The sequence below is a fragment of the Streptomyces sp. NPDC059743 genome (assembly GCF_042732975.1).
In the GTDB taxonomy this organism is placed as follows: Bacteria; Actinomycetota; Actinomycetes; order Streptomycetales; family Streptomycetaceae; genus Streptomyces.
On sequence record NZ_JBHWGS010000001.1, the window covers coordinates 88,792 to 115,367 of the forward strand.

The window sequence follows — 26,576 nt, forward strand, 5'->3', positions numbered from 1 at the left end:
GGTGTGGTCCTTGGAATGAGGAGGGGTTCCGGTTCTCAGGGAGGCCGATGTTGCGGGCCGTCCCGATCGCCAAGTAGAGATTCGCAAACCTCGGCGGCGGATACAACCCCTTCTGAAAAGTTTTTTTTGATTCCTCGGTGTCGACTAGGTCACAGCCGTACTTCCATGGGGTGGATCCCAGCCTAAACGTTCGAGTGAAAGGACTTTGGCCCCTTCCACTCACACAATCACACGCAGTGCACGGCGTACGCCTGTGAACGTCACGCTCGTACGCAGTCCGAGGTGGTCTCCGTCCATCTGTAGAGGGAGGGGTGCCTTGGAATGCAAGGTGAAGTCGGTCAGATCATGAAGAGACACCGCGTGCCGTCCATGAGGGCCCCGCTCGGGGCTCGATGTGAGCAGTTGCGTGGCATATCTGGCCACCGCGGTTGTCGACAATCTGGTCAGCCCGAGGATGTCCAGGGCCGCGTCGAAGGACGCCTCGGGAGAGGCGTACAGCGGACGATTGCCCAGGTAGGTCCAGGGCGCGGTGTTGCAGACTATGGACAGCACAAGATCCTCGACCGGATCCGCGCCGGGACGCTCCAGTGTGATGAGGCCCTGTCTGCGGTGCGGCTCCTCCAGGAACTGCCGTACGACCTGCCGCACATAAAGAGCGTGTGTGGAACGCTTTCCGCGCTCCCGCTGCTGTTCGACCCGGCCGATCACACCGGCGTCAAAACCGAAGCCGGCGCAGAAGGTGAACCAGCGGGACGGCACCGCCTCGTCCTCGGTCCCGGGCGTACCGGCCGCCAGTCCCAGACCGACCGTACGTTCGCTCCGCAAGGCCAGCGCGTCCAGGATCGCGCCCGTCGCCTCCACCGCGTCATTGGGCAGCCCGAGCGCGCGGGCGAAGACATTGGTCGAGCCGCCGGGCACCACCGCGAGCCGTGGCAGCCGGTCCGGATCCGGGCCGTTGTGGAGCAGACCGTTGACGACCTCGTTGACGGTGCCGTCGCCGCCGAGCGCGACGACCAGCTCGATATCGTCCGAGTCCGCGGCGCGTCTGCCCAGGTCACGGGCGTGCCCACGGTATTCCGTGGTCACCGCTTCCAGCTTCATCTCGCTGGCGAGCGCGTGCATGAGGACGTCGCGGGTGCGTGCACTGGTGGTGGTTGCTGCCGGATTGACCACAAGGAGTGCGCGCATGCCCAGCAGATTACCGGCCGGGCGCGGAAGGGTCGTCTCCGGGACGGCGGGGCCCATCGCGGTACGGGCCGGGCCTGCCGAGGGTGCCGTACGGGCCTGGCGGAGGGCCTCGCGTACAGGCCTGCCAGGAGTCTCGCCTACGGGCTGTGGTTACCCTGCAAGGGTGAGCAGCAGTGAAGAGACCACCGTCCCCGCGCCCTCGTCGCGTCCCGCGCGACTGACCGCAGCCGCCGCCGTCTGCGGGCTCGAAGCCCTGGCGCTGGTCGTCGGCGGTGTGTATCTGCTGGTGATGGGTGTGCTCGGGCGGCCCGACAGCCCTCAGCAGGCGGAGATGGGCGGCATCACGCTGATCGTGCTCGGTGTCATCCCGCTGCTCGCCGCCCGGGGACTGCTGCTGCGCCGTGGCTGGAGCCGCGGCCCGGCGCTGATCACCCAGATCATGGCGCTGCCCGTCGCCTGGACGCTGCTGCGCGCCTCGGGCGGACTGATCCCGGCCGGGATCGCGCTCGCGGTGGTCGCGGTGACCGGTCTGGTGCTGATCGTCAACCCGACGACCACGGAAGCCCTCGGCATCCGTGGCCCGGCCCGCGACGCCTGATGCGTAACCGACGCCTGATCCGCAGCCCGGCCCGCGACGTCTGAGCAAGCACGTCCCGTACGGCCGGGCCCTTGACGTAACCCCGGTGACGTAACGCTTCTCTGCGCTCCGTAACGCCCTTCCTACTCCTCCACCAGCAGCCGCTCACGGAGCTGCGCCAGAGTGCGGGCCAGCAGACGCGAGACATGCATCTGCGAGATACCGACCTCCTGCGCGATCTGCGACTGGGTCATATTGCCGAAGAAGCGGAGCAGCAGAATCCGCTTCTCTCTCGGCGGCAGATCCTCCAGCAGCGGCTTGAGCGACTCGCGGTACTCGACACCTTCCAGCGCCTCGTCCTCCGCGCCCAGTGTGTCCGCCACCGCCGGTGACTCGTCGTCCGTGTCCGGGACGTCCAGCGACAGTGTGGAGTACGCGTTGGCGGACTCCAGACCTTCCAGGACCTCTTCCTCCGAGATACCGAGCCGCTCCGCCAGCTCATGGACCGTGGGCGAACGGCCGTGCTGCTGGGAGAGTTCGGCCGTGGCCGTCGTCAGGGAGAGCCGGAGCTCCTGGAGCCGGCGCGGCACCCGCACCGCCCAGCCCTTGTCCCGGAAGTGCCGCTTGATCTCGCCGACCACCGTCGGTGTCGCGTATGTCGAGAACTCGACACCGCGCTCCGGATCGAACCGGTCCACCGACTTGATCAGGCCGATCGTCGCGACCTGTGTCAGATCGTCCAGCGGCTCGCCGCGGTTGCGGAACCGTCTCGCCAGATGCTCGACCAGCGGCAGATGCATCCGCACCAGCTGGTTTCTGAGGGCGGCCCGCTCGGGCGAGCCGTCGGGCAGCTTGCGCAGCTCGACGAACATCGCCCGCGCACCGCTGCGGTCATGTGGATCGTGGTGCTTCTCGTTGTGCTGCTCGCTCATAAAGGCCGCCCGCTCTGCCTGCGCCTGCTCCGCCGCGGCCGTGTGGCCGTCAAGTCCGTCCTCCGGGTGGGGACGGGCCTGCTGCTCCGGGATGCCCGCGGGGGCGAGCACCAGCTCCTCGGGAGCTTCGTGCCCTCCCCGCGGTTCCCGTGGGATGCGCCCCTCGTCACGCACCGGACCGTCCCCGTTCCTCGTTCGTCACGCCGGCCCGGGTCCCGCGCCGCGCTGTTTGTAGAGGCTGATGGTGACCGTACGGTCCTCCGCCACCGTCGAGTCGACCTTGCCGGCCAGCGCCGAGAGCACCGTCCAGGCGAAGGTGTCGCGCTCCGGCGCGCGCCCGTCCGTGGTGGGAGCCGAGACGGTCACTTCGAGCGCGTCCTCCACAAGGCGGAAGACACAGCTCAGAACGGAGCCCGGTACGGCCTGCTGAAGCAGGATCGCGCAGGCCTCGTCCACCGCGATACGCAGGTCCTCGATCTCGTCGAGGGTGAAGTCCAAGCGCGCCGCGAGGCCGGCCGTGGCCGTACGCAGCACGGACAGGTAGGCACCCGCAGCGGGCAGCCGGACTTCCACGAAGTCCTGGGTCCCGGGCTCGCCTGCGATCTGGGACACCCTCACCTCCAAGGTGGCACAAGCTCTTCAGGGCTCCGGGACGGGGGATGTCCCGAAGCCTCGCGGTACGTAGTCGGTACGTAGCCGGTCTGGACTGGCGACGCTATCGCGATTCCGTGGTGCCGTGTCGCCGGGGACCCCCGTCCGACGACTGTCACTCATGGTAAGCACATGAACACAGAAAGTGGCTAGAGGTCTGCGATGCTCAATTACGAGCAACCGGGGGAGGGTTGACGTACCCAGCCCTCGAACGATCGAACCGTCGGCCCGGACACGATCGAATCGTCATCGAACCCTCGGCTCAGACGATCGAACCGTCGGCATAGCACCAACGCCAGCTCTCGCCGGGTTCGAAGCTCCGCATCACCGCGTGGCCCGTTTCCTTGAAGTGTGCTGTGGCGTGCTGGTACGGGGAGGAGTCACAGCATCCGACCTGTCCGCAGACGAGACAGAGCCGCAGCTGGACCGGGTGGCCGCCGACCGCGAGACACTCCACGCAGGTCTCACCCCGTGGGGCGGGCTCGGGACGCGGAAGTTCCGCAACATGGGGGCACTCACTCATGATGACCAGGTTACGACGCGTGTGAGGACGGTGGGATGGACGTATTGCCCCTGGTGGCGCTGGTGGCGGCGAGCGCGGCGATCGCCGGTGCCGCGCGCAGGACACCCGTGGCGGCACCGCTGCTGCTGGTGGCGGCGGGACTGATCGCCTCGTACGTGCCGGGCGTGCCCACCTACACACTCGATCCGCACATCGTGCTGCCACTGCTGCTGCCGCCCTTGCTGTACACGGCCGCGGTGGACAGTTCGTATCTCGATCTGCGGGCGAACATCCGGCCCGTCGCCCTGCTCTCGGTCGGCTATGTCCTCTTCGCCACGGTCGTGGTGGGCTGGCTTGCCTATCTGCTGGTGCCCGATCTGCCGCTGACCGCGGCCCTGGTGCTGGGCGCGGTCATCGCGCCGCCGGACGCCGTGGCGGCCACGGCCATCGCCCGCAGACTCCGGCTGCCGAGCCGGATCACCACCATCCTCCAGGGCGAGTCGCTGGTGAACGACGCCACCGCGATCACCGCGTTCAAGGTGGCGCTGGCCGCGGCGGTCGGCGCGGGCGCGACCTGGGCGGGCGGACTGCGGGAGTTCGCGCTGGCGTCGCTCGGCGGCATCGGTGTCGGTCTGCTGCTGATGGTGCCGCTGCACTGGCTGCGTACGCATCTCAAGGAGGCCCTGCTCCAGAACACCCTCTCGCTGCTGATCCCGTTCGTCGCCTACGCGCTGGCCGAGCAGGTGGGCGCGTCGGGCGTGCTCGCCGTCGTGGTGGTCGCGCTCTATCTGGGACACCGCTCCTGGCAGGTGGACTTCGCGACCAGGCTCCAGGAGCACGCGGTGTGGAAGATGGTCGCGTTCATCCTGGAGTCGGCGGTCTTCGCCCTGATCGGGCTCCAGTTGCCGGTGGTGCTGGAAGGGCTCGGGGAGTACGGCGTCGGCGAGTCGCTGCTCTATGCCGTCGGTGTGTTCGTGGCGGTGGTGGTGGTCCGGTTCGTCTGGGTCTATCCGGCGACCTTCCTGCCGCGCGCGATGTTCCGGCGGATCAGGGAGCGCGAGCCGGAGACCACCTGGACCGCGCCGTTGATCGTCGGCTGGGCGGGTATGCGCGGAGTGGTGTCGCTGGCGATCGCGTTCTCCATTCCGCTGACACTGGAGGACCACCGGCCGTTTCCCGGGCGCAATCTGGTGCTGTTCCTCACGTTTACGACGGTGATCGGCACCCTGGTCGTACAAGGGCTCACGCTGCCGATGCTGATCCGGATGCTGAAGCTGCCGGGCCGCGACCGCCAGGCCGAGACGCTGGCCGAGGCGCAGGCGCAGAGCGAGGCGTCCGCGGCGGCGGAGCGGCGGCTGGACGAACTGCTGGCCGACGAGCGCAACGCGCTGCCCGAGCCGCTGGCCGAGCGGCTGCGCGCGGTCCTGGCGCGCCGCCGTAACGCGGTGTGGGAACGGCTCGGGGCGGTCAACGAGGTGACGGGCGAGTCGGCGGACGAGACCTACAGGCGGCTGTCGGGCGAGATGATCGAGGCGGAGCGCGCGGTCTTCGTGGAGCTGCGGGACAGGCGGCGGATCGACGACGAGATGATGCGGACGCTGCTGCGCAGACTGGACTTGGAGGAGGCGGCGGCGTACCGGGAGGACGGTGCGCCGTGAGCGGGCGCGGGCCGGTGGCGGGGGCCGGTGGCGGTCCGGAACTCCGGTGCGGCTGGGGCGGTTTGGCGCCTGCCGGGACGGCCTGCGTCGGCCTGTGCCGGCCCGTGCCGACCTGTCCGGGCCGGTGGACTGCCTGCCGGATCCGCGCATCCCATGCGTGTGTGGGGTGTGCTCTAAGCTTGACCGGAGAGGTCTCCGGTAGACGGACGGACCGGTACGGTCCCTGATGAGAGGGCGGAAGGACGGCATGACCGAGCAGCGGAACGAGCCCGTGCGGTCGGACGCGCGGCAGAACCGCGCCCGCATCATCGAGGTCGCGCGGGACGCGTTCGCCGCCTCGAACGACGCGTCGCTGAACTCCATCGCCAAGCAGGCGGGCGTGGGCCCGGGAACGCTCTACCGCCATTTCCCCACGCGCGAGGCGCTGATCATGGCGGTCTACCGCCACGAGGTGGAGCGGCTCGGCGCGTACGCTCCCGAACTGCTGGCGGAGCACACGCCGATGGAGTCCCTGCGGCTGTGGCTCGACCGGCTGGCGCACTACGGGCGCGTCAAGCACGGCCTGTCGGACGTTCTGCACGCCCTCACCGACGAGGCCCTCGCCGGTGAGACCTACGAACTGGTCACCGGGGCCCTCACGCTGCTGCTGCGCGCCTGCGAGGACGTCGGCGCCATCAGGCCGGACACCGATCCGGACGATGTGCTGCTGGTGCTGGGCTTCCTCTGGCGGATCAGCCCTGGCGAGGAGGGCGAGGCGCGCGCCGCGCGGCTGCTCGATCTGATCATCGACGGCCTGCGCTTCGGCGCTCCGGCGTCCGCGCCCGCGCCCGCGTCTGCTTCCGCTTCCGCTTCCGCGCGCTAGCGTTCCGGCGGCTCGTGTGGCTCCGGGCCGCCGGTGATGACGGCGGCCACCGTCGTGCCGGGTGTGAAGAGGCCCTCCTCCGCCAGGACCGTAAGTCCATACAGCATTTTGGCGACATAGAGACGTTCCACCGCGAGCCCGTGCCGCTCCTCGAAGTCCTCGGCGAATGCGTCGAGCTCTCCGGGGACACGGGCGAAGCCGCCGAAGTGGAAGCGGTCGTCCAGACTCCACTCTCCGGCCGGGCCGCCGAACGCGGCGCGCTGGAGGTCCCGTATCTCCCGGTCCAGAAAGCCGCCTCTGAGGACCGGAAAGCCCAGCGCCCGCTGTCCGGCACCGAGCCCGGCCGCGAGTCCGGCCAGCGTTCCGCCCGTACCGCAGGCGACGGCGACGGTCTCGGCCGTACCGCGCAGCTCCCGGCCGAGTTCCGCACATCCGCGTACGGCGAGCTCGTTGCTGCCGCCCTCGGGCACGACGTACACCGCGCCGGGATCGAGGCCCTCGCGCGCGAGAAGGGCGCCGACGACCGGAGGCTCGGCCTTGCGGCGGTAGGCCGCGCGGTCCAGGAAGCACAGCCGCATCCCGTCGGCCGCGCACCGGGCGAGTGACGGGTTCAGTGGCCGGCCGGCCAGTTCCTCGCCGCGTACGATCCCCACGGTGCCGAAGCCCAGCAGCCGTCCGGCCGCCGCCGTCGCGCGCAGATGGTTGGAGTACGCGCCGCCGAAGGTGACGAGAGTCCGCCGGCCGGCCGCGGCGGCGGCCCGCAGATTCGGCATCAGCTTGCGCCACTTGTTGCCGATCAGCTCGGGATGGATCAGATCGTCGCGCTTGAGGAGCAGCCGTACGCCGTGCCGGGCGAAGCGCTCGTCCTCGGCCGGCCGCAGCGGCGACGGGAGCCGTGGCCGCAGGGCTCCGGGATCGAGCGCTTCGTAGGAGGTCACCTCGCCATTGTCGGGCCCGCCGTCGGATCGGGCCGTATGTGAGGTGCGGGCCGTACGTGAGACGCGGTCCGTATGTGAGACGCGGCGCACACATGAGACGCGGGCCTCACTTGAGGCGGTCCTGGACGCGGGCGCGCAGGGACGCCATCGTGAAGCCCCGGGGATCGACCTTCCCGGGCTGCCACTCCAGATGCCCGATCACCGACGCGGCGGTCCAGCCGTGGTGCCGGCAGACGGCCGCCGCGGCCCTCTCGACGGCCTCCAACTGCGCGTCGGGCCACGGATCCTCGCCGTCACCGAGGTTCTCGCACTCGAAGCCGTAGAAGTAGCGGTTGCCGTCGGTGTTGGCCTCGTTGTCGGGCGGCAGCCGCTTCTCCGCGATCACGGCCCGCAGCACCTCGACATCGCCGAGTCCGGCGTGATTGACGCGGCCGTAGCCGACGAGATGGACCGAGCCGTCCTTCGCGATCACACCGTGGCAGAGCGGTCCCGGCAGGGCGGAGTGGCCGTTCTTGCACAGCCGTACGGTGGCGTCGGTGCCGCGCGTGACGGTGTGATGGATCATCACACCGTGGACCGGGCCCCAAGGGCCCTTGTGGTCCCGGTTGTGGGTACGCCAGTCGCCGACTTCGACGACCGTGAGGCCCTCGCTCGTGAGCGCGTCGAGAAAACGTCCCGCGGACATGGGTCGGGCCATGGCCGACTCCCTTCGGGTGGGCGAGCTTCCGGCCGGCGGCGGAATGTCTCGTACCGCGGCTTGCTACCCGGAGGCGCACGGTGTCACGAGCCGTTCGGACGGTGTGCGAGCCGATCCGGACATGGCGGGAGCCGAGGGCCCGGCGGGTCGGGCTGACGGCCCGGCGGATTGGGCCGACAGGATGAAATTCGGTGTGTTCTGCCCCGTACAGCGTGATCCAGTCCCACTCGTTTGTGTAATGGCGCACGCACTCCCTGTGCTGGAAGCTTTCTGCTTGCAGGTCAGCACATGATCGAGAGGGAGACTTCATGTCGGTTGGTGACGAGGTCCGCGCAGTGCAGTCGCCGCCCCAGCAGAGTCTGGGAACGGCCGCCGCCCGGAACCTGGCGACCACCACCAAATCGGTACCGCAGATGCAGGAGATCACCTCGCGGTGGCTGTTGCGGATGCTGCCGTGGGTCCAGGTGCAGGGCGGCACCTATCGGGTCAACCGCCGGCTCAGCTATGCCGTCGGTGACGGGCGAGTGACCTTCGTGCAGACCGGAGACCGGGTGACGGTCATTCCCGCCGAGCTGGGGGAGTTGCCGGCGCTGCGCGAGTACGGCGACGAAGAGGTGCTCACGGAGCTGGCACGCCGGTGCGAGCAGCGGGAGTTCGCGGCGGGCGAGGTCCTGGCCGCCGCCGGCGACCCGGCGGACCGGGTCTATCTCCTGGCGCACGGCCGGGTCGAGAAGGTGGGCACGGGCCCGTACGGGGACGAGGCGGTCCTCGAAGTGCTCGCCGACGGCGCGTACTTGGGCGACCAGGCCCTGGTGGACGGGGAGGCCACCTGGGGATACACGGCGCGCGCGGCGACCGCGTGCACCGTACTGGTGCTGAGCAGGAGCGATGTACTGAACCTCGCGGAGCGCGCGGAGTCCCTGAGCGGCCATCTGGCGTCGCTGGCCTTCGTACCGCACCAGCGGACGAACAAGTACGGCGAGGCCGAGATCGATCTGTCCGCCGGCCATGTCGGCGAGGCGGTCGTACCGCATACGTTCGTCGACTACGACGCGTCGCCGCGCGAGTACGAACTGAGCGTCGCGCAGACGGTGCTGAAGGTCCACAGCCGGGTCGCCGATCTCTACAACCAGCCGATGAACCAGACCGAGCAGCAGTTGCGGCTCACGGTCGAGGCGCTGCGCGAGCGCCAGGAGCACGAGCTGATCAACAACCGCGAGTTCGGTCTGCTGAACAACTGCGACTACGGACAGCGGCTCCAGCCGCACGACGGCGGTCCGAGCCCGGACGACATGGACGAGCTGCTCTCGCGCCGCCGGGGCTCGAAGCTCTTCCTGGCGCATCCGCGCGCCATCGCCGCCTTCGGGCGCGAGTGCAACAGGCGCGGGATCTATCCGGACAGTGTGGAGGTCGCGGGCCACCATGTGCCCGCGTGGCGCGGTGTGCCGATCTTCCCGTCGAACAAGATCCCGATCTCCGACGCCCGGACGACCTCGATCATCTGTATGCGTACGGGCGAGGCCGAGCAGGGAGTCGTCGGGCTCCAGCAGAGCGGTATCCCGGACGAGATCGAGCCCAGTCTGTCGGTCCGCTTCATGGGTATCGACGAGCAGGCGATCATCTCGTACCTGGTCACGGCGTACTACTCAGCGGCGATTCTGGTGCCGGACGCCCTGGGAGTGCTGGAGAACGTGGAAGTGGGCCGCTGGAAGTGAGGCGCCGGCGGTGAGGTGACCGCTCCGGGGCTTCGGGTGGGTCGGCGGCGGTACGGACCGTACGGGAGCGTACGGAGCCGTACGGCCGGCCCACCCGGGTCCGGCGCCACATTGCCCCGGTCCCGTAATGCGTCGGTCCCGTAATGCGTCGGACCGGCAGACCGGCAATCCCTCAGGCCCGCATTGCCCCACTTCTGCCCATGCCCCGGTCCCACAGATGCCGCAGAGGAAGTGACCATGACCACCACGGATGCCGCCGTCGAGAGCGGCGCCGACGCCGCGGCCGAGGGCCAGGAGGCCGTCGCCCTCCTGGAGCGCACCCGCACCGCCGTCCATCCCGAACTGCGTTCCACCGTCGAGTCGTTGCCCGTCTCCCTGCGCCGGATCGCGATGTACCACTTCGGCTGGGAGCACGCCGACGGCACACCGGCCTCCGGGCGGGCCGGCAAGTCGATCAGGCCGGCGCTCGTCCTGGCCGCCGCCCGGTCGCTGGGCGGCGATCCGGAGCAGGCCGTACGGGCGGCCGTCGCCGTGGAGCTGGCCCATAATTTCACCTTGCTCCACGACGATGTGATCGATGAGGACCCGACCAGACGGCATCGCGCCACCGCCTGGAAGGTCTTCGGCACACCGGACGCCATCGTCGCGGGCGACGCCATGATGGCCCTCGCCTTGCGGCTGGTCGCCGAGGACCCGCACCCGGCGTCGGGCGCCGCCGCGGCCCGGCTCGCGGCCTGTGTCATCGAGCTGTGCGCGGGCCAGCAGGCGGACTGCGCCTTCGAGCAGCGCGATCCGCACGATGTCTCGCTGGACGAGTGTGTCGCCATGGCGACCGCCAAGACGGGCGCCCTGCTGGGCACTTCGTGTGCCCTGGGTGCGCTGTACGCGGGCGCGGGGGAGGAGCAGGTCGCCGCGCTCGACACCTTCGGCCGGGAGGCGGGCCTCGCCTTCCAGCTCATCGACGATCTGATCGGGATCTGGGGCGATCCGGACCGTACGGGCAAACCGGCCGGTGCCGATCTGGTGGCCCACAAGAAGTCCCTGCCGGTGGTCGCGGCCCTGTCCTCGGGCACTCCGGCGGCCGAGGAACTGGCCGAGCTGTACCGGGCGCCGATGGATGCCGACGCGGTCCGGCGCGCGACGTCCGCCGTCGAGCGGGCGGGCGGGCGCGACTGGGCACAGCACCAGGCAGCGGACCGGATGTCCCGGGCGGTCCACCAGCTCTCCCGGGCGGTCCCTGATCTGACGGCGGCGGGCGATCTGCTGGCCCTGGCGGAGTTCGTCACGCGGCGTACCCGCTGAGCTTGCGCCGGGCGGCCCAACTCTAAGATCGCAGCGTCGGATTGACGGTCGGCGAGGTCCGGACAGGGCCTGGGTGGCGATCCATGAGGAGGGCCGAGTGATGGGCGCGGGGAGCGTAGGGAGAGCAGGGAGCACGGAGAGTAACGGGAGCAGCCGGAGTAGCGGGAACACCAGGAGCAACGGGAGCAACGGGAGTACGCGGATCCGACGGGCGGGGCTGAGCGACCGGGCGACCTTGGTACGGCTGCTCGAAGAGGCCTTTGACGACGATCCGGTGAGCTGCTGGGTCTTTCCCGACGCGGCCCATCGGCACAAGGTGCACGGCCTCTTCCTCGGTGTGTTCGCCGATATCGCGCTCGCGCACGGGTGGGTCGACATCATGGAGGACGAGACGGCCATGGCCCTCTGGCTCCATGTGCCGGCGGGCGCGCCCGAGGGCGAGGACGACACTCCGGCCCTGATGCGGGAGACGGCCGATCCGGACAATGAACGGACCGAGCTGGTCGGCCGGTTGACGGGTGCGATCCATCCGCACGACCGGGCGCACGAGTATCTGATGATGATCGCGGTGTCCCCGGAGCACCAGGGCCGCGGCCTGGGCCGGGCGCTGATCGAGCCGGTGCTGGAGCGCTGTGACCGGGACGGCGTCGCGGCCTATCTGGAGGCGAGCAGCGAGCGCAGCCGAGGGCTGTACGAGCGGCTGGGCTTCGCCTTCATGGGCACCACGGTCGATCTGCCGGACGGGCCGCACATGTGGCCGATGTGGCGTGAGCCGCGGGACGGCTGAGCGCCGCGCGCTGCGTGCCGGGGTGCGCCCGGTGGCCGGTTCTCGCCGTCGATGCCCTCATGTCGGGGAGGGCGCGGAGTTTCGGGAACGGTGTACTTGTCCGGAAGTACGACAGGAAGCGGTGACCCGTGCTGCGAGGGAAGATCCGCTAGCGCTACAGTCCGCGCCATGACAGCGGAGTCGACGGACACATGGGCGGGTTGGTACCGGGACCGCCAGGGGGCGGAAGCGATCACCCTCACCGCGGGTGGGCGGCAAGTGCGCACCCGAATAAGAGGAGTTGAGTACGAAGGAGCGGATTTCGCCGCGCTGGAAGCGGTAGGGGCGGGCGAGGCTCTGTCGTCGTGCGTCATGGAGTGGGACATCCCGCTGCCCGTCGCCTCGGAAGGCACGGTCCAGCAGGCCACGCTGAGCTGTCTGCTGGCGCTCGGCGAGCGCGGCGCCGAGGCCTCGGGCGGCCGGGGACCGGAGCTGAGCCTCACGCTCCACTTCGGCGGAGCGGCCTATGCGTCGGGCATTGCCGGCGGCGGATTCGAGGAGGCCCTGGACCGTATCCGGCGCCAGCTTCCGCCCGGCATGGAGCTGGGCGGCAAGTCGCTGGTAGGTGCGGCCTGATGGCGTGAGGTCATGACGCCCGAAGCGCAGGCGAACCGGCCGGGCGAACCGGCCACGTGGCGCGGCCCGGACACCCGGTTCGCCCGCCCCGTAGCGCTACCGTCTCCAGGCGGCGCCCGATGCTCCGGGCCTGAGCCCGGAGCCGAGATCCTGGCCCCGGACGGTCCGGGCCCTCTGGCCTTCGAGCCCGTACGCCCGAGCCACCGCCTGCCTCAGCCGTTCGGCGAGGTGGCCGACTCCTCGATCCAGCCACCGTCCACCGCCGGGTTGTCGTCGTGGAGGACGAACTCCTCCTCGATGTCGACCGGCTGAAAACCGGCCGCGATGAGCCCGTCGAGCAGCGCGTCCAGCCGGGCGCGTGCCGTCGGGCGGCCGACACCGCGGGCGCGCTGGGTGACGAAGCGTTCCTGGACGCCGCCCGACAGCACACGCCGGGCGTTGCGCGAGACATGCGCGGAGTGCCCTTCGACCACCGCGGTCAACCGCTTGGTGTCGTACGGGATCGGCAGCCGTAACTTGATGTGGTGCTCGAAGTGGCAGTGCGCCGGGAGCGTCGCGGCCTCGGCGTCGGTCTGCGGTACGCCCGCGTTCCAGGGCGCCGCCTCTATCTTCGTCCGTACGACGGTGAATCCGGCCCGCGCCAGGCGCTCCGTGCACTCCTCGGCCGCGCGGCGCTGCTCGTCCAGGCTGCCCGTGCCGTGCAGGGTGAGCATCGGCTGGGAGGGCGTGCGACCGCGGTCCAGAACGATATGGGTGAGTTTGAGGCCGTGGGCCGCCGCCCATGCGCCGAGCGACGCGATCGTGTCCGGCCGGTCGGCCCGTACCGTCACATGCGTTTCGAAATCGCCCTCGATGGCCCGGCCGAACTCGTCGTTCGGCGACTCGTTCGGCGACGCGCCGGTGTCCGTACTGAAGTCCACCGAGAGACGTTACCAAGGGGAACGAGGGAAGGGGCGCCCCTTGGTGCGGTTCGGGGCGCCCCTGTCGAGCATGAGGTGTCGAGCGTGAGGTCAGGACACCTTCGCCATCGCGGCGGCGAGGCCGTTCACCCAGAGCTGGTTCACCCGGGAGCGCTCGGCCGCGTTCGGCTGGGCGTTCTGGCAGGACGTACCGGGGCCGCCGCCCGACATCAGCTCGCTGCACGGACCGGAGTAGTGATCCGGGAGGCCGAGCACGTGCCCGGTCTCGTGCGCGGTGACGCGGGTGGAGTTGTACTGCTGGTTCTGCCGGTAGTCCAGGAAGATATAACCCCGGCCATGACCGTCGGTGCTCGCGTACGAGCCCCGCGAGTCATTTCCCTCGTAGTACGCGAAGTCGGCATTGCTGCCGGCCTGGAGCTTCACATTGGTGACCGCGCTGTTCCAGATCGATGTGCTGCTGGCTATCTGACCGGCGAAGCTGGGCGCGTTCGACGCGTTGTAGACCACGGTGACGGCCTGCACGCCCGGATTCGCGGCGCGCTTTTCGGCCACCGACTTGAGGACGGCGTCGAAGAACGCCTTGTTGGCGGCGGCCTCCGCCTTCGAGCCCGCGTAGGCGGCGTACGAACCGGCGCCCGCGGATGCGGTGGTGGCGGTGTCGGCGGCGGTGGCCGTGGGTGCGACACTGAACGCGGTCGCGAATGCCAGACCAATTCCGCAGATCGCGGAAATCGCCGTCTTGGGGTGCTTCATGTGGGGGGCTCCCTACTCGTCCGGTGAACGGAACCGGTGAACGGGTTCGGTACGGGAGAGTCTCGGTGAGCCGGGCGCCCGGCGGATGATGTCAATTCCCGATAGCACCAGCGCATCACCCTGGCCGACTTTCAGTGAATGCGCCGCTAATTACTGCGATTTGGGCACCTGGTGCGGCTCATGAGGCGGCTCTACTCTCGGGGCATGGAGCTGGAGGTGAGGCACTTGCGAGCCCTGTGCGCCATCGCCGATACCGGCAGTCTGCACAAGGCAGCACGACAATTGGGCGTGAGCCAGCCGTCCTTGACGACCCAGCTACGGCGTATCGAGAACTCCCTGGGCGCCGAGCTGTTCTCGCGTGAACGCACCGGCTGCCGGCCCACTCCGCTGGGCCGCTCCGTGGTGAGCCGGGCCCGGCCACTGGTCTCCGGGCTGGCCGCGCTGGTCGCCGAGGCGCGGGCGGCGGCCGGTGCGGCCGGCGGCCCGCGGCTGCGGATCGGCTCCACCGCGAGCCGCGCGCTGGTGGGCTGGCTGCGTCGGCTCCGGCAGCGGCTGCCGGGCACGGACATCTCGCTCCAGATGGATGTCTCGGCCAACGCGCTGCTGCGGACGGTCGCGGCGGGCCAGCTCGATGTGGCCTTCGTGCACGAGGTGGAGGGCTGCCCGCTCCATGTCCCGGAGGGACTGGAGATGCGGGTACTGGTCGAGCGGGAACCGCAGTTCATCTCCATGGCCCGCGACCACCCGGCGGCGGCCAGCCCGGTGGTGGAACTCGCCGATCTCGCCGACGACCGCTGGATGGTCGATCCCACGGTGGACGGCGAATGGGACGCCCTACGCCGCGTACTAGGCGCGGCCGGCCTCAACCCGCCCGTACTGCACGGCGATTACCTGACGGCCGCGTCACTCATCGCGGTCGGCGAGGCGGTAGCACCCTGCCAGCCCACCTCACGCCCACGCGAGGACATGGCGATCAGACCACTGAGAGACGACCCGCTGGCAGTACGCCTACTGCTCTTCTCCCGCCCGGGCCCCACGACCGAGGAGACCTCCATAGGCGCCCAGGTCTACCCGGACCTGGAAGAGGCCTACCGCGAAGCTGCCCTCGGAGCGACCGACTACCGCCTCTGGCTCACCCGCAACAAAAGCCCACTACTGCACGCCCCGGCGCTTTGAGCACGCCCTCAACAGTCAACAGGAAGGAGATTTGGACAACGACAACGACAAGGACAACGACAACGACGGTCCGTTGATGCCGGACCGTCGTTGTACATGGCTGGATCCATGAGGGTGTGGGCCATGCCATGCGATTTCGATTCAGACGCTACGGAAGCGGCTGCACCTCGCGAGGGTGTGCGCGGCAGCCATTCGGATGCGCCCAGACGCTTATCGAAGACCGGACGCTATATACGTCGAGCTGTGCCGACCTTCAGCGAGATTGTCCGCGATCTTCAGCCCCAAGGTGGCAAACGTAGGAATGCAAATGAGCACCACGAGTGTGACCTTCGTGACCTTCTTGACCGGAGTCCGCATATTTCCGTTGTGTCCTAGCTGTCGTGAACGTGAATCAGTGCGCCGAATGCCCCGCAGGAGTGGCCTGCCGCACACATGTCTGGGACAAACACTTGGCGGGGTTTGCAGTCTAGGGGAGGATCCAGCCCTAGATCACCGCCCGGCGCCGTCACGCGCCCTCAAACGGGTTGAGACAGGGGGCGCACGCGCTCGTTGTGCGCCCCCAAAGGCCAGGTCAGGGCTGGTCGGGCAAGGTCACGGGTGACGGCTGACCTTGCCGCTCACGCTCCGTGATCATGCGGATTCGTCGCTCAGTGCTATCGCGACTGTTGTCGCCGCCCGGTCCTCGCTACGTGTGACAGGTGACCACGGTGGGCGGGCGCAACGACACGATGGATGGGCCCTGCCCTTCGGCTCCCCGAAGGAAGCCCCTCGATCGCGCGGGGCGACCTCCGACCGTGTTCCGCAAGGCACGCATACGCGAAGACGCCGACGTGCACTCATGGCCTCGTGAGCTGTCGACCAAGACCTGATGCTCCAACCAGGAGCCTCGTTTGCCGTCCTACCCCGCGGCGATTTCGCTGTCCACGGGCTCAGTCCTCCGGGAACGGGGTGTCGCTCCAGCGGAACCAGGCTCGGTCGCCCTTGATGTGGAGGAGGAACTCCGCGACGGGGCCCGTCGGCGAGTGGAGGGAGACCGCGCGCTCGACGGCGTCGTACGACGCCTCCCACGCGGCCTGGTTCTCGTCGATGCGGTCGAGCAGCGCCAGTTCGTGGTCGAAGAGCGGCCGTACCGACTCGAAGGCCGGGCCGGGCGTGAACCGGCCGCTGAGCCAAGGGAAGTCGGCCACCTCGATGGTGATGTGTCCGACCGTTCGCCCGTCCTCGCGCGCCACCACGCGCCAGACCTCGTCCGTAAAGCCCACCGGCTCTCTCCCGCCGTCCGCCCAAGAGGCCCGTCCGCCCAAGAGGCGACCTCTCGAAGACACCGACATTAGCGGACCGACACGCTCCGGCCCTGCAAGGATTCTGCAAGCGCCCGGCAAGACTTCCACCCGGTTCGGCGGGCATCCCGGCCTCGAAAGGTCCGAGAAGGAACGTCGGGGGAAGCAATGATTGATGTGAAGGGACCCATAGGTCCCGCACAGCCGGAGCCCAGCCAGTGGCTGACACTGGCCGGATGCAGAAAAGTGCTGATCGTCGCGCACACCGAGGTGTACGCGCAGCGGCTGCGGGAACTGCTGCCGCTGCTGGAATCCGATCTGCGGATCCAGGTGTTCTTCACCATCGCACCGCACGCGTTCAACGGGGGCGCCGCGCGGACTCTGCGTGAAATGGGGAACACCCTGCTGCCCTGGGAGGAGGCAGTAAGGACCGAGTTCGATCTCGCACTGGCCGCCGGATCCCAGGGAGTGGAGCAGATCCGTGCTCCACTGATCCGTATGCCGCACGGAGTCGGCCATATGAAGCTGTCGCGGGTGGCCGACGACCGAACGCTGGAGGCGTCACGGACCGTCAGTGGCATGGGGCGCCAGTACCTGATGTGGGACGGGAAGGTAGTACCGAAGGCACTCGCCCTGGCCCACCGCGACGATCTGACCACCCTGGAACGCTGGTGCCCGGAGGCCCTGCCCGTGGCCGAGGTGGTCGGTGATGCCTGCCACGACCGCATCGCGGTGAGCCTGCCGCTGCGTCAGCGGTACCGCAGGGCACTGGGCGTGCGTCCCGGGCAGAAGCTGATCCTGGTGTCCTGCACCTGGGGCCTCGGCTCGTCCTTCAACCGGCTGGACACCCTGCTGCCCAGGCTGCTGACGGAGCTTCCGCGCAAGGGCTACCGTATCGCCGTGCTGGTGCACCCCAATGTCGCCGCCGGCCACGGCGACTGGCAGGTACGCGCCTGGCTCTCCGCCTTCCGGCGGCGCGGTGTGGCGGTCATCCCTCCGGAAGCCGACTGGCGCGCCCCGCTGATCGCGGCGGACTGGGTCATCGGCGACCACGGGTCCGTCACCCTGTACGCCACGCTGACCGAGGCGGCCATCCTGCTGGCCCGCTTTCCGGAGCGGGATGTCAACACGGCTTCCCCGGGAGCCGAACTGGCGCGGATCGCTCCCTCGCTCTCGCCGTCCCATCCGCTGCCGGAACAGCTCGCGTACGCGGCGGCCGAGCGTCCGGCCGAGGAGTACGCGCGGATCGCGGCGCGGATCTCCTCGGAGCCGGGACGGTTCAACCGGCGGATGCGGCGGCTGATCTACCGGCTTCTGGGACTGGGCGAGCCCGCGTTCCAGCCGGTGACCCAGCATCTGCCGATGCCATCGGGCCTTGAGTCCGGTGCCGGAGCGACGGAGATATCGGCATGAGCGTACGGAAGCATGAGCGTACGGAAGGAGGCTGCGGGAGCGTGTTCGCCGACGGGCATCTGACCATCGACCTGGACGGCGGCGCGGCGGAAGTGTGGCGGCAGTGCGCCGACGTGCTGTACGGCAGTCTTCCGCGCCCGCCCGCCGACGCGGAACGGCTGGCCGTTCGGACGCTGAGGGACTACCCAGGCTGTCTCCTGATCGTCGTACGGTGCACCGACGGGGACTACCGGGCCGCCATCCGTGACGGGGACCGGGCAGTGACGCTCCCGATCCGTGCCACGTCTCCCCACCACTGTTGTGCGCGACTCGCCTCTCTTCTCCATCGGGAGGTGATCAGGGCCCTGACCGACGGCCGAGCCGACGCAGCCGGGTCTCCACACGAGCCGCGTCGGCCGTGCTGACCGGCGTGTAACGGGCCAGGGACTGTTCGTACCAGTCCCTGGCTCTCGCCGTGTCCCGGCGCTCCTCGGCACTCTCTCCGAGCATCTCCAGCACCCGCGCCTGCCAGTGCACCGAACCGGCTGCCGCGAACTCGTCGCGTGCCTGGATCAACTGACGCTCCGCCAGTTCGTGGTCACCACTTCCGGCGCGGGCGCGACCGAGGAAAGCCAGGGCCCGTGCCGCATCGTAGGCATCGTCCTCGGCCAGCAGATCGGCGCGTGCCCGGACGAGGAAGGTGAGGGCCCGCTCGGGACGGTCCGCGGCCAGAGCGACATCACCGAGGCAGAGTCTGGTCAGTGCCGCACCGCGCCGATGGCCGATCGTTTCGCGCAGTTCGAGTGCCTGACCGAAGAAGTCCGCGGCCTCCGTGAGCCGTTCGGCGAGCCGGTGTGTCTGGCCGAGACCGTGCAGGGCCTGAGCCTCGGTACCCGTATCGCCGTCCCGCCGGGCACCGTCCCTGGCCTGGGCGAACCACCGGGCGGCATCGTCGTAGCGCCCGGCGTTACGCAGACCAGCACCACCGGAGGTGAGCATCCGGCTCACGGCCTGCCGGTCCCCGAGCCGCTCCGCGGCGGCCAGTCCGGTCTCGTACGCCTCGATCCACAACGCGTAGGGACGCAGCCTGAGGAACAAGGGCCAGAGCGCGTCCGCGAGCTGCCACACGGTGGTGTCCCAGCCCTGGTCGGCCGATGTCGGCGAAGCCGCGCAGGTCCGCGTAACAACTGCCCGTCCGGAAACTCTCCGGCCCGGCTGCCCAGCCAGCGAGATGCCAGTGCCGTCTTGCCGACATCGGCCGGTCCGCTTATCACCGCCAATACCGGACTGTTCCCGGACCGTCCCATGAGTTCGTCCAAGGCCGCGAGTTCCGTCGTCCGGCCCATGAAATGCCGTGAAACCGGAAGAAGTTGATGCGGCACCACAGCGGGCCGAATGGCTGCCTCCGGTCCTGGTGAGGCGTGGAAGTGCACTCCTCCGAGAATCTGCCCGGCCTGGACAACGGAACCGCTGACCGTCGTGCCCTCCGTGACAGCGTTGTCCACGTTCATGGACATGGTGACCGACGTGATCCACCACCGCAGATCCTGTGTGAGCTGCGGCGAGGTGGCCGCCTGGCCGGCCAGCGCCTCGGCCAGTGCCCGGAATCGATCCGCCGTGCCCGGCTCTGCATCGGCCTCGGCCCATTCCTGGAGAAGCCTCTCCGACATCGGACCCATGGCCTTGCGCACCGCCTCGGCGAGTACCCGCCAAAGTTCCGGATTTCCCGTTGCCGCGGTCAGCACACTCGCCAGTTCCGCAGCCGTGACCGGTTCCATTTCCGCCACCTTCCCCCGTTGCCCCCAGGCGGGATGAGCCGCGACTGCTCTGATGGCTTGAGATTTACCCACGTCGACGCCACTACAGGCCGAAGAGTTCAGCGAAGAGAGTATTTGAGCCAAGCTGAGCACTCCGGTGATGCCATCCTTTGCACGAAGTTGGCATCGTGCCATCCTGAGTACCGGGCCAGCGAATGTGGGCCGGCGATTGGGGCGCTGGTGACCTTCAAGATTCTCGTCCTGGGGCCCGTCGAACTGCATGTGGACGGGCGCAGTGATCTGCTCGGATCGGCCAAGGGGAGGTTGGTTCTTGCAGCGCTGGCGATTGACGCGGGTCGGCCGGTCACTCTTGACACGTTGATCCAGCGGGTCTGGGACGACAATCCGCCGGGCAAACCGCGCGCGAGCCTTCACGCGTACGCCGCGAGGATCAGACGGACACTGCGTATTGGCTCCGGCCAGGATTATCTGGCCCAACAGGCGCATGCCTACACCCTGAACGTACATCCTGAGAAGGTGGACGCACATCGCTTCCAGCGTCTGGTCACTCTTGCCCGTTCGCTGTCCGACAGTGGTGAGGACGTTCAGGCGCTCGATCTCCTCAGGCAGGCGGACGGACTGTGGCGCGGTGATCCGCTCTCCGGCCTGCCGGGCCTATGGGCCGAGAGCGTCCGTACCAATCTCGCGGACAAGCGCCTTGCCGCGACTCTGACCCGGATCGACATCGAATTGCGCATGGGTCATTTCGCCGATCTGATACCGGACTTGACCACACTGCTGGAACAGCATCCCACCGATGAACACATCGCGAGTAAACTCGTGATCGCCAATTATGCCTATGGCCGTCAGGCGGATGCCCTTCGTACGTACGACGCCGTACGGCGACGGCTGAGAGAGGAACTCGGCGCCAGTCCCGGTCAGTCCCTCTCCCGGCTGCACGGGCTCATTCTGAATCAGGCTCCCGTGACAGATCTGCTCGGTCGGCGGGCACCGGCCAAGGGCGTCCCGAACACTCTGCCGAGCCACGGTGATCTGATCGGCAGGCAGCGGGAGATGCGCATCCTCCAAAAGCCTCCGGCAGACGGTGCGGTCATCGCATTGCAGACGATCACGGGTATGGCCGGCGTCGGAAAGTCTCTTCTCGCCCTGCATCTCGCACGGCGCCTGGCTCCACTCTTTCCCGATGGGCTGGTCCATTTGGATCTGGGCGCGCATTCTGCGCGTCGGCAGCCACTGAGCCCTCAGGCCGCCCTTTCCACTCTGCTCCGTATCTTCGGTGTCTCCGCATCAGCGATACCCGACGATCCAGGTGAACTGAGCGCGCTGTGGCGCACTCTGCTCGGTAACCGTCGCGCGGTCGTTATCCTCGACGACGCGGTCGACGCCGAGCAGCTCCGCCCGCTTCTCCCCGGCGCCTCTCCGTCTCTGATCATCATCACCAGCCGGCGCCGGCTGACCGGACTGCCCGGTGTGCGTCTGCTCTTTCTGGACGTCCTTCCCGCAGAGGACGCCGTCGCCCTGTTCCGCCGGCTCGTGGGCGAGGAACGCACTGAAGATCAAACCGAGGTCTTCGAGATCGTCCGCTTGTGCGGACACCTTCCTCTCGCCATTGAACTGGCCGCCGGACGCATGGCTTCACGCCCTTCATGGACAATGTCCCATCTGATTCAGAAGCTGTCCCGGGAGCCCGGACGAATCGGCGAGATAAGGGATGGCTACCGGGAAATCGCACGAGCATTCGCCATGTCCTACTACACCCTCACAGAAGATCAGCAGGCGGCATTCCGCCTGCTGAGTCTTCATCTCGGTCCTGATTTCGGACCGCACGCCGCAGCGGCCCTGATGGGTTATCACATGGATTCCGCGGAGAGAATTCTTGACGCACTCCTCGATGCGCACCTGCTACAGGAGCCGGCGCCGGACCGGTATCGCTTCCACGATCTTGTCGGGGAGTACGCCCGCACACTCACCGCCACCGAAGATCTGACGGAGGACCGCAATCCGGCGATTCGACGAGTCATAGATTTCTATGTGCAGGCATCCCGCGCGGCGGCGCAACTGACCCATTCCCGGCGCCTCCGGCTCGACCTTCCGCACGACTCCCTCCCTTCGCAGCTGCCCATATGGAGCGATGCCCAGGCCGCGAAGCAGTGGCTCACCCAGGAACGCATGGGCCTCATCGCCGCCGAAAGCCATGCCCGCGCTCATGGCAGACCTTGGCAGGCCGCGCTGCTCGCACACGCTCTGGGAGGATTCCTCGATGACGACGGCTACTGGGGCGTGGCCCGGCAGATGCACGGACCTGCCGCCGATTACTGGCGCGAGACGGGCAACCGCCTGGCGGAGGTGTACGCCCTGGTCGACCTGGGAGATGCCCTGTCGCACTCGGGCCACTACGAGCAGGCACTCGCCTCGGCGCAGCGCGCCTTGGACGTGGCGAGCGCCCTGGGCGATGCCATGGCGAAGGCCGAGGCTGTTCATCTTCTGGGCCTGCTGAGCTGGAACCGCGGCCGGCTGGAGGAGGCTCTTTCCTTCCAGAACGCCGCACTGGCACTGCGAAGACACTCCGGCGACGCCTGGTTGATCGCACGCTCACACAACAATTTGGGCATCACCCATCTTTTCCTGGGAAATTACTCGGAGTCGGAGAAATCCTTCCGAGCGGCCCTTGCCGGATTCCGGGAAGCCGGAGACACCCGCAGAGAGTCTCATGTTCTGAACAATCTCGCGGACCTGCGGATAGAAACAGGGGACAGGGATTCCGCCCGTCGCATCCTGGGAGAATCCCTCGAACTCATCGCCACCGCAGGAATGCCATCGGCGCACGCAATCGCACAGGTCAATCTGGCCAACACCATGGACACGGCCGACGAGACGAATGCGGCGCTGGAACTGTACGGCGAGGCCCTGCTCACGTTTCAGCGTCTCGGAGACCGACGCAACGCCTCCATCACTCTCTACCGGATGGGCGTCGCCTATCACACGGCCGACAGAACCGTCGAAGCGGCGGCACACCACCGACGAGCTCTCGACCTGGCCAGAAGCATCGGCGCGGCACATGAAGAGGCCCAAGCCCAAAGAGGCCTGGGCACGGCCGAGCACCGTCTCGGTGACCTCGGTTCCGCCGCGGAGCACCTGGAGGCGGCCTTCGCACTGGCCAGCCGAATCGGCGCGACGAAGGAAGCCGCCCAGGCGATGGACGAACTGAAGAACCTGCGCGCCGGAACCAGCGCGGTCAAATGTGTACTCGCGGCCTCACCCGCCGCCCGTCCTCCGGAGCCGCCGACGTGACCAACCTCTCCGCCGCACACGACGCCGCCGTCACCGACCGGCGTCGCCTCGCCGGGAGCGCCTACAGCAGCGACCGGGACCTGGCCGCCCGACAGTCGCTCTACCAGTGGCAGACGCCCCGTTACGACCTGCCAGGCATCGTCGCCGAGAAGCTGAGCGGCGTGCGCGGGGACGGGCGCGTGGTCGATGTCGGCTGCGGCAACGGCAAGTTCATCCAGCGGCTTCGCGAGGACCGGCCCGATCTGGCCCTGCTCGGCTTGGACATTGCTCCCGGCATCCTCGCCAGCGTGCCTGGCCCCGTCGCAGTGGCGGACGCCACTCGCCTGCCGTTGGCCACGGCGAGCGTCGACGCCGCCCTGGCGCTGCACATGCTCTACCACGTCCCCGACATCCCCCAGGCAGTGCGGGAGCTGTCCCGCGTCGTCGCCCGTGACGGGCTGGTGGTCGCCTCCACCAACAGAGAACGGGACAAGGCCGAACTCGACGACCTGTGGCAACGGGCCGCAGGCGATGTCCTCGGCACCGGACGCGGCCCGGCCCGCATCTCGCTCGGCGCGCGCTTCACCCTGGAGAAGGCACCGGCCTTCCTCGGCGAGGAGTTCAGCCGCGTGGAGACGATCGAACTGCCCGGCACCGTCACCGTCCGCGACCCCGAGCCGGCCATCGCGCACTTGGCCTCCTACCGGGCGTGGGCGGACCAGCACGACGTGCCCTTCGACGCGACCATCGACCGGGCCCGCTCCATCCTTGTCGACCACATCACCCGGCACGGGGCGTTCGAGATCACCTGTCTCGGCGGCATTCTCATCTGTCACCGCTGAGAGACCCAAGGTGAGGCCGCGGGCCCGGAAAGGTGACCGCACCCGGGCCGTTGGGGGCGCCGGGTGCGGTCGGGTGGACGCTGTGGGGGTGGTAACCACAGGTCGGAAGGGCTGATCAAAAGATCAAGCCTTCTTCGTCTCCCAGAAGATGCGGTCGATTTCGGCGATGAGCTCCAGCGCCTTCTCGCCCGTCTTCGGGTCGGTCGACGCCTTCGCGGCGGAGAGCGCCTTGAGGGTGTCGTTGACGAGCTGGTGGAGCTGGGGGTACTTCTCGAAGTGCGGGGGCTTGAAGTAGTCGCTCCAGAGCACCGAGACATGGTGCTTGGCGAGCTCGGCGCGCTGCTCCTTGATGACCGTCGCGCGCGCCTGGAAGTGGGCGTCGTCGTTGCCCTGCATCTTTTCCTGGACGGCCTTGACCGACTCGGCCTCGATGCGGGCCTGGGCGGGGTCGTACACACCGCAGGGGAGGTCGCAGTGGGCGCTGACCTTCACCTTCGGGGCAAACAGGCGGGAAAGCATGGAGCTGTCCTTCCTCGTGATCGTCTTCTCAGGTGCGACATTACTCGGTGAGAAGCGTGATTTCGCGAGTGCCCCCTAGGGCTTAGGACGAAAGTCCGGGGTGAATATGGGACCGGTGGCGGGACATACGGTGGGACCGGGAGGTGCCGGATGACGGAGCACGGGCGGACGGAGGACGGGCGGACGGAGGACGGGCGGACGGAGCGCGGGCGGACGGAGCGCGGGCGGCAGCCCAGAGTGCAGTTGGGGATCGCCGAGGTCATGGGGCCGTCCATGTATCCGACGCTCAAGCACGGCGATCAGCTCCTGGTGCACTATCGCGCCCCGGTGAAGGCGGGCGACGTCGCGGTGCTCAGGCATCCGCTGCAACAGGATCTGCTGATCGTGAAACGGCTGGTGGAGCGGCGCGACGGCGGCTGGTGGGTGCTCGGGGACAATCCCGGTGCCGAGGGCGACAGCCGGGTGTTCGGGACGGTGCCCGAGGAGTTGCTGCTGGGCCGGGTCAGGGCGCGCTACCGGCCGCTGGGCGGTCAGCGCTCGGTGCGCGCGGTCATCTCCTGGCTGGTCTCGGCGGTACGACTGGTCTCGGCGGTACGGCCGGTGCCGACCGAGCGCTCGGTCTCCAGGCGTTTGCGGGCCCGGTAGGCGGCGACATTGGCCCGGGTCGCGCAGCGGTCGGAGCAGTAGCGGCGCGAGCGGTTGGTGGAGGTGTCCAGATAGGCGTTGCGGCACGGCGCCGCCTGGCACAGCCCCAGCCGGTCGACGCCGTGCTCGGTCAGATGGAACGCGAGCCCCATCGCCGCGGTCGCCGCGTATCCGGCCGTCGCGTTCGAGGGATGGTCCGCGAGATGCATGTGCCAGCGCGGACGGCCCTCCTCGTCGAGATAGCCGTGGCCGGAGATCTGCGGGCTGACGGGAAACTCCAGCAGCAGGGAGTTGAGCAGATCCACTGCCCGGGTGTCCTCGCCCGCGTCGGCGGCGGTGAAGACCGCGCGCAGCCGGGCCCGTACCGAGCGGAAGCGGGTGACGTCCGCGTCCGTCGCGCGGCGCGCCGCCTGGGAGCTGGGGCCGAATAGGGCTCGTACGGCCTCCACCGAGGTCAGGGTGTCCGTGCCGCGGGCCGGTTCCTCGGTGTTGACCAGGCGTACGGCGGAGTCCGAGTAAGAGGCCAGTTCCACTTGTAGTCCTTACGGAAGCGGTCTAGAGTCGGGGCGAGTGTGGATGTAATGGCTGTTTACGGTTCTAGGGTATTACAAGGGAGGGCTCATGGCAGAGACGGCGGCCGGGACCGACTGGCGGGCCTGGCAGGAGAGCTGGGACCGCCAGCAGGAGTGGTACATGCCGGACCGCGAGGAGCGCTTCCGGGTGATGCTGGACATGGTCGAGGCCGTGGCCGGCCCCGAGCCCAGGGTGCTCGACCTCGCGTGCGGTACGGGAAGCATCACGGACCGGCTGCTGCGCCGCTTCCCCGGCGCCACCAGCACCGGTGTCGACCTTGATCCGGCCCTTCTCACCATCGCCCGCGGCTACTTCGCCGGCGACGAGCGCGTGAGCTTCGTGACCGCGGATCTCGCGGATCCCGGCTGGACGCGGCTGCTGCCTCCCGGCCCGTACGACGCCGTCCTCACCGCGACCGCGCTCCACTGGCTCAATACCGGGCCGCTGGCCGCGCTGTACGGACAGCTCGCCGGGCTGGTCAGGGACGGCGGCGTCCTGATGAACGCCGACCATATGACGGACCTGGGCACGCCCCGGATCAACGCGGTGGAGCGCGCGCACCGGCACGCCGGTATGGACCGCGCCAAGGCCGCGGGCGCCCTCGACTGGGCCGAGTGGTGGGATCTCGCCCGTAAGGACCCGGTCCTCGCCGAGCCGACCGCCGAGCGGTTCGCGATCTACGGAGAACACGCCGACGGCGACACACCGTCCCTGGACTGGCACACGCGGACGCTCCTGGAGGCGGGCTTCGGCGAGGCGCGCGCGGTATGGGCCTCGCCCTCCGACACGCTCGTACTCGCGCTGAAGTAATCCGGGCGGGCGCTGAGGCGCACGGGGCACGGGATGAGGCGCATGGGCCGCGCGGGCGGTACGGGCCAGGCGCTCGTACCGGCGGGGGGGGGGGGGGGGAGGAGCGCACCCCCCCCCCCCCCCCCCCCCCCCCCCCCCACGAAAAGGAACCAACCATCAAAAACACACAAAAAAAAACCAAAAATAACCAAAAA

Annotated in this window: 25 protein-coding genes; 13 read left to right on the top strand and 12 right to left on the bottom strand. The window is 68.8% G+C overall.

Annotated elements, in window-relative coordinates:
• Nucleotides 1-219: 219 nt before the first annotated feature.
• Nucleotides 220-1,188: a diacylglycerol/lipid kinase family protein gene (locus tag ACFV6H_RS00405; protein ID WP_385536724.1), complete on the bottom strand. Its 969-nt coding sequence runs from the start codon at nucleotides 1,186-1,188 to the stop codon at nucleotides 220-222.
• A 163-nt stretch (nucleotides 1,189-1,351) separates the two neighbouring features.
• Here ACFV6H_RS00405 and ACFV6H_RS00410 point away from each other — a divergent pair, with 163 nt between their 5' ends.
• Complete coding sequence (locus ACFV6H_RS00410; RefSeq protein ID WP_384976195.1) at nucleotides 1,352-1,786, top strand: hypothetical protein; 435 nt, start codon at nucleotides 1,352-1,354, stop codon at nucleotides 1,784-1,786.
• Between the two features lie 122 nt (nucleotides 1,787-1,908).
• On the opposite strand, the gene ACFV6H_RS00415 is transcribed toward ACFV6H_RS00410, so the two are convergent.
• From ACFV6H_RS00415 to ACFV6H_RS00425, 3 genes are all read right to left on the bottom strand, one after another.
• Nucleotides 1,909-2,853 carry an RNA polymerase sigma factor SigF gene (locus ACFV6H_RS00415; RefSeq protein WP_093597613.1) on the bottom strand — a complete coding sequence of 315 codons (945 nt, stop codon included), beginning with the start codon at nucleotides 2,851-2,853 and terminating at the stop codon, nucleotides 1,909-1,911.
• A gap of 42 nt (nucleotides 2,854-2,895) precedes the next feature.
• Entirely contained in the window at nucleotides 2,896-3,309 is a 414-nt protein-coding gene (locus tag ACFV6H_RS00420; RefSeq protein ID WP_066950067.1) for an anti-sigma regulatory factor, read from the bottom strand.
• Between the two features lie 301 nt (nucleotides 3,310-3,610).
• Nucleotides 3,611-3,871: a UBP-type zinc finger domain-containing protein gene (locus ACFV6H_RS00425; RefSeq protein ID WP_384784064.1), complete on the bottom strand. Its 261-nt coding sequence runs from the start codon at nucleotides 3,869-3,871 to the stop codon at nucleotides 3,611-3,613.
• A gap of 35 nt (nucleotides 3,872-3,906) precedes the next feature.
• Here ACFV6H_RS00425 and ACFV6H_RS00430 point away from each other — a divergent pair, with 35 nt between their 5' ends.
• Together ACFV6H_RS00430 and ACFV6H_RS00435 are read left to right on the top strand one after the other, a co-directional pair.
• The gene (locus ACFV6H_RS00430; RefSeq protein ID WP_385536728.1) at nucleotides 3,907-5,508 is read left to right on the top strand and encodes a Na+/H+ antiporter; all 1,602 of its coding nucleotides are present in this window, start codon (nucleotides 3,907-3,909) and stop codon (nucleotides 5,506-5,508) included.
• A 247-nt stretch (nucleotides 5,509-5,755) separates the two neighbouring features.
• Nucleotides 5,756-6,370: a TetR/AcrR family transcriptional regulator gene (locus tag ACFV6H_RS00435; protein ID WP_385536731.1), complete on the top strand. Its 615-nt coding sequence runs from the start codon at nucleotides 5,756-5,758 to the stop codon at nucleotides 6,368-6,370.
• On the opposite strand, the gene ACFV6H_RS00440 is transcribed toward ACFV6H_RS00435, so the two are convergent.
• Nucleotides 6,367-7,308, bottom strand: a complete 942-nt coding sequence (locus ACFV6H_RS00440; RefSeq protein WP_385536734.1) for a 1-aminocyclopropane-1-carboxylate deaminase/D-cysteine desulfhydrase — start codon at nucleotides 7,306-7,308, stop codon at nucleotides 6,367-6,369. The two genes, ACFV6H_RS00435 and ACFV6H_RS00440, sit on opposite strands and share 4 nt — an antisense overlap.
• Nucleotides 7,309-7,414: 106 nt before the next feature.
• Nucleotides 7,415-8,005 (bottom strand): N-acetylmuramoyl-L-alanine amidase, encoded by a 591-nt coding sequence (locus ACFV6H_RS00445; protein ID WP_093597667.1) that lies wholly within the window; start codon nucleotides 8,003-8,005, stop codon nucleotides 7,415-7,417.
• A gap of 308 nt (nucleotides 8,006-8,313) precedes the next feature.
• Between ACFV6H_RS00445 and ACFV6H_RS00450 the strand changes: the two genes are divergently transcribed.
• From ACFV6H_RS00450 to ACFV6H_RS00465, 4 genes are all read left to right on the top strand, one after another.
• Nucleotides 8,314-9,720 carry a family 2B encapsulin nanocompartment shell protein gene (locus ACFV6H_RS00450; RefSeq protein WP_385536737.1) on the top strand — a complete coding sequence of 469 codons (1,407 nt, stop codon included), beginning with the start codon at nucleotides 8,314-8,316 and terminating at the stop codon, nucleotides 9,718-9,720.
• A 237-nt stretch (nucleotides 9,721-9,957) separates the two neighbouring features.
• Nucleotides 9,958-11,022, top strand: a complete 1,065-nt coding sequence (locus ACFV6H_RS00455) for a family 2 encapsulin nanocompartment cargo protein polyprenyl transferase (protein ID WP_385536740.1) — start codon at nucleotides 9,958-9,960, stop codon at nucleotides 11,020-11,022.
• A 235-nt stretch (nucleotides 11,023-11,257) separates the two neighbouring features.
• Nucleotides 11,258-11,809 carry a GNAT family N-acetyltransferase gene (locus ACFV6H_RS00460; RefSeq protein WP_385536743.1) on the top strand — a complete coding sequence of 184 codons (552 nt, stop codon included), beginning with the start codon at nucleotides 11,258-11,260 and terminating at the stop codon, nucleotides 11,807-11,809.
• Nucleotides 11,810-11,977: 168 nt separating this feature from the next.
• The gene (locus ACFV6H_RS00465; protein ID WP_384784080.1) at nucleotides 11,978-12,424 is read left to right on the top strand and encodes a DUF6304 family protein; all 447 of its coding nucleotides are present in this window, start codon (nucleotides 11,978-11,980) and stop codon (nucleotides 12,422-12,424) included.
• Between the two features lie 212 nt (nucleotides 12,425-12,636).
• On the opposite strand, the gene ACFV6H_RS00470 is transcribed toward ACFV6H_RS00465, so the two are convergent.
• Both ACFV6H_RS00470 and snpA read right to left on the bottom strand, forming a co-directional pair.
• The gene (locus ACFV6H_RS00470) at nucleotides 12,637-13,344 is read right to left on the bottom strand and encodes a hypothetical protein (protein ID WP_384976181.1); all 708 of its coding nucleotides are present in this window, start codon (nucleotides 13,342-13,344) and stop codon (nucleotides 12,637-12,639) included.
• A gap of 90 nt (nucleotides 13,345-13,434) precedes the next feature.
• Complete coding sequence (snpA, locus tag ACFV6H_RS00475) at nucleotides 13,435-14,097, bottom strand: snapalysin (RefSeq protein ID WP_384976179.1); 663 nt, start codon at nucleotides 14,095-14,097, stop codon at nucleotides 13,435-13,437.
• Nucleotides 14,098-14,301: 204 nt separating this feature from the next.
• Between snpA and ACFV6H_RS00480 the strand changes: the two genes are divergently transcribed.
• Entirely contained in the window at nucleotides 14,302-15,273 is a 972-nt protein-coding gene (locus tag ACFV6H_RS00480) for a LysR family transcriptional regulator (RefSeq protein WP_385536748.1), read from the top strand.
• A 929-nt stretch (nucleotides 15,274-16,202) separates the two neighbouring features.
• Here the strand turns inward: ACFV6H_RS00480 and ACFV6H_RS00485 are convergent.
• A complete protein-coding gene (locus tag ACFV6H_RS00485) occupies nucleotides 16,203-16,535 on the bottom strand; it encodes a hypothetical protein (RefSeq protein ID WP_384976176.1) in 333 nt (110 codons plus the stop codon).
• Between the two features lie 186 nt (nucleotides 16,536-16,721).
• On the opposite strand from ACFV6H_RS00485, the gene ACFV6H_RS00490 reads away from it, so the two are divergent.
• On the top strand, nucleotides 16,722-17,966 hold the full coding sequence (locus tag ACFV6H_RS00490) for a hypothetical protein (RefSeq protein ID WP_385536752.1): 1,245 nt from the start codon (nucleotides 16,722-16,724) through the stop codon (nucleotides 17,964-17,966).
• A 336-nt stretch (nucleotides 17,967-18,302) separates the two neighbouring features.
• On the opposite strand, the gene ACFV6H_RS00495 is transcribed toward ACFV6H_RS00490, so the two are convergent.
• Entirely contained in the window at nucleotides 18,303-19,073 is a 771-nt protein-coding gene (locus ACFV6H_RS00495; protein WP_385536755.1) for a tetratricopeptide repeat protein, read from the bottom strand.
• A gap of 764 nt (nucleotides 19,074-19,837) precedes the next feature.
• Between ACFV6H_RS00495 and ACFV6H_RS00500 the strand changes: the two genes are divergently transcribed.
• Entirely contained in the window at nucleotides 19,838-23,014 is a 3,177-nt protein-coding gene (locus tag ACFV6H_RS00500; RefSeq protein WP_385536758.1) for a BTAD domain-containing putative transcriptional regulator, read from the top strand.
• Nucleotides 23,011-23,835 (top strand): class I SAM-dependent methyltransferase, encoded by an 825-nt coding sequence (locus tag ACFV6H_RS00505; protein WP_385536761.1) that lies wholly within the window; start codon nucleotides 23,011-23,013, stop codon nucleotides 23,833-23,835. Before ACFV6H_RS00500 ends, ACFV6H_RS00505 begins: the two co-directional genes overlap by 4 nt.
• Nucleotides 23,836-23,958: 123 nt before the next feature.
• On the opposite strand, the gene sodN is transcribed toward ACFV6H_RS00505, so the two are convergent.
• On the bottom strand, nucleotides 23,959-24,354 hold the full coding sequence (gene sodN / locus ACFV6H_RS00510; RefSeq protein ID WP_066955106.1) for a superoxide dismutase, Ni: 396 nt from the start codon (nucleotides 24,352-24,354) through the stop codon (nucleotides 23,959-23,961).
• Nucleotides 24,355-24,504: 150 nt separating this feature from the next.
• On the opposite strand from sodN, the gene sodX reads away from it, so the two are divergent.
• Nucleotides 24,505-24,999, top strand: a complete 495-nt coding sequence (gene sodX / locus ACFV6H_RS00515) for a nickel-type superoxide dismutase maturation protease (RefSeq protein WP_385536766.1) — start codon at nucleotides 24,505-24,507, stop codon at nucleotides 24,997-24,999.
• Here the strand turns inward: sodX and ACFV6H_RS00520 are convergent.
• Nucleotides 24,885-25,532 carry a CGNR zinc finger domain-containing protein gene (locus ACFV6H_RS00520; protein ID WP_384976166.1) on the bottom strand — a complete coding sequence of 216 codons (648 nt, stop codon included), beginning with the start codon at nucleotides 25,530-25,532 and terminating at the stop codon, nucleotides 24,885-24,887. The genes sodX and ACFV6H_RS00520 overlap by 115 nt on opposite strands.
• Nucleotides 25,533-25,620: 88 nt before the next feature.
• Here ACFV6H_RS00520 and ACFV6H_RS00525 point away from each other — a divergent pair, with 88 nt between their 5' ends.
• A complete protein-coding gene (locus ACFV6H_RS00525) occupies nucleotides 25,621-26,382 on the top strand; it encodes a class I SAM-dependent methyltransferase (RefSeq protein WP_384784106.1) in 762 nt (253 codons plus the stop codon).
• Nucleotides 26,383-26,576: the final 194 nt, after the last annotated feature.

Bases quoted from the DNA above. Each gene is read 5' to 3' on its own strand.
- ACFV6H_RS00480 (WP_385536748.1), top strand. From the start codon at position 14,302: ATGGAGCTGGAGGTGAGGCACTTGCGAGCCCTGTGCGCCATCGCCGAT.
- ACFV6H_RS00425 (WP_384784064.1), bottom strand. From the start codon at position 3,871: ATGAGTGAGTGCCCCCATGTTGCGGAACTTCCGCGTCCCGAGCCCGCC.
- sodX (WP_385536766.1), top strand. From the start codon at position 24,505: ATGACGGAGCACGGGCGGACGGAGGACGGGCGGACGGAGGACGGGCGG.
- ACFV6H_RS00525 (WP_384784106.1), top strand. From the start codon at position 25,621: ATGGCAGAGACGGCGGCCGGGACCGACTGGCGGGCCTGGCAGGAGAGC.
- ACFV6H_RS00455 (WP_385536740.1), top strand. From the start codon at position 9,958: ATGACCACCACGGATGCCGCCGTCGAGAGCGGCGCCGACGCCGCGGCC.
- ACFV6H_RS00430 (WP_385536728.1), top strand. From the start codon at position 3,907: ATGGACGTATTGCCCCTGGTGGCGCTGGTGGCGGCGAGCGCGGCGATC.
- ACFV6H_RS00435 (WP_385536731.1), top strand. From the start codon at position 5,756: ATGACCGAGCAGCGGAACGAGCCCGTGCGGTCGGACGCGCGGCAGAAC.
- sodN (WP_066955106.1), bottom strand. From the start codon at position 24,354: ATGCTTTCCCGCCTGTTTGCCCCGAAGGTGAAGGTCAGCGCCCACTGC.
- ACFV6H_RS00465 (WP_384784080.1), top strand. From the start codon at position 11,978: ATGACAGCGGAGTCGACGGACACATGGGCGGGTTGGTACCGGGACCGC.
- snpA (WP_384976179.1), bottom strand. From the start codon at position 14,097: ATGAAGCACCCCAAGACGGCGATTTCCGCGATCTGCGGAATTGGTCTG.
- ACFV6H_RS00405 (WP_385536724.1), bottom strand. From the start codon at position 1,188: ATGCGCGCACTCCTTGTGGTCAATCCGGCAGCAACCACCACCAGTGCA.
- ACFV6H_RS00490 (WP_385536752.1), top strand. From the start codon at position 16,722: ATGATTGATGTGAAGGGACCCATAGGTCCCGCACAGCCGGAGCCCAGC.
- ACFV6H_RS00445 (WP_093597667.1), bottom strand. From the start codon at position 8,005: ATGGCCCGACCCATGTCCGCGGGACGTTTTCTCGACGCGCTCACGAGC.
- ACFV6H_RS00450 (WP_385536737.1), top strand. From the start codon at position 8,314: ATGTCGGTTGGTGACGAGGTCCGCGCAGTGCAGTCGCCGCCCCAGCAG.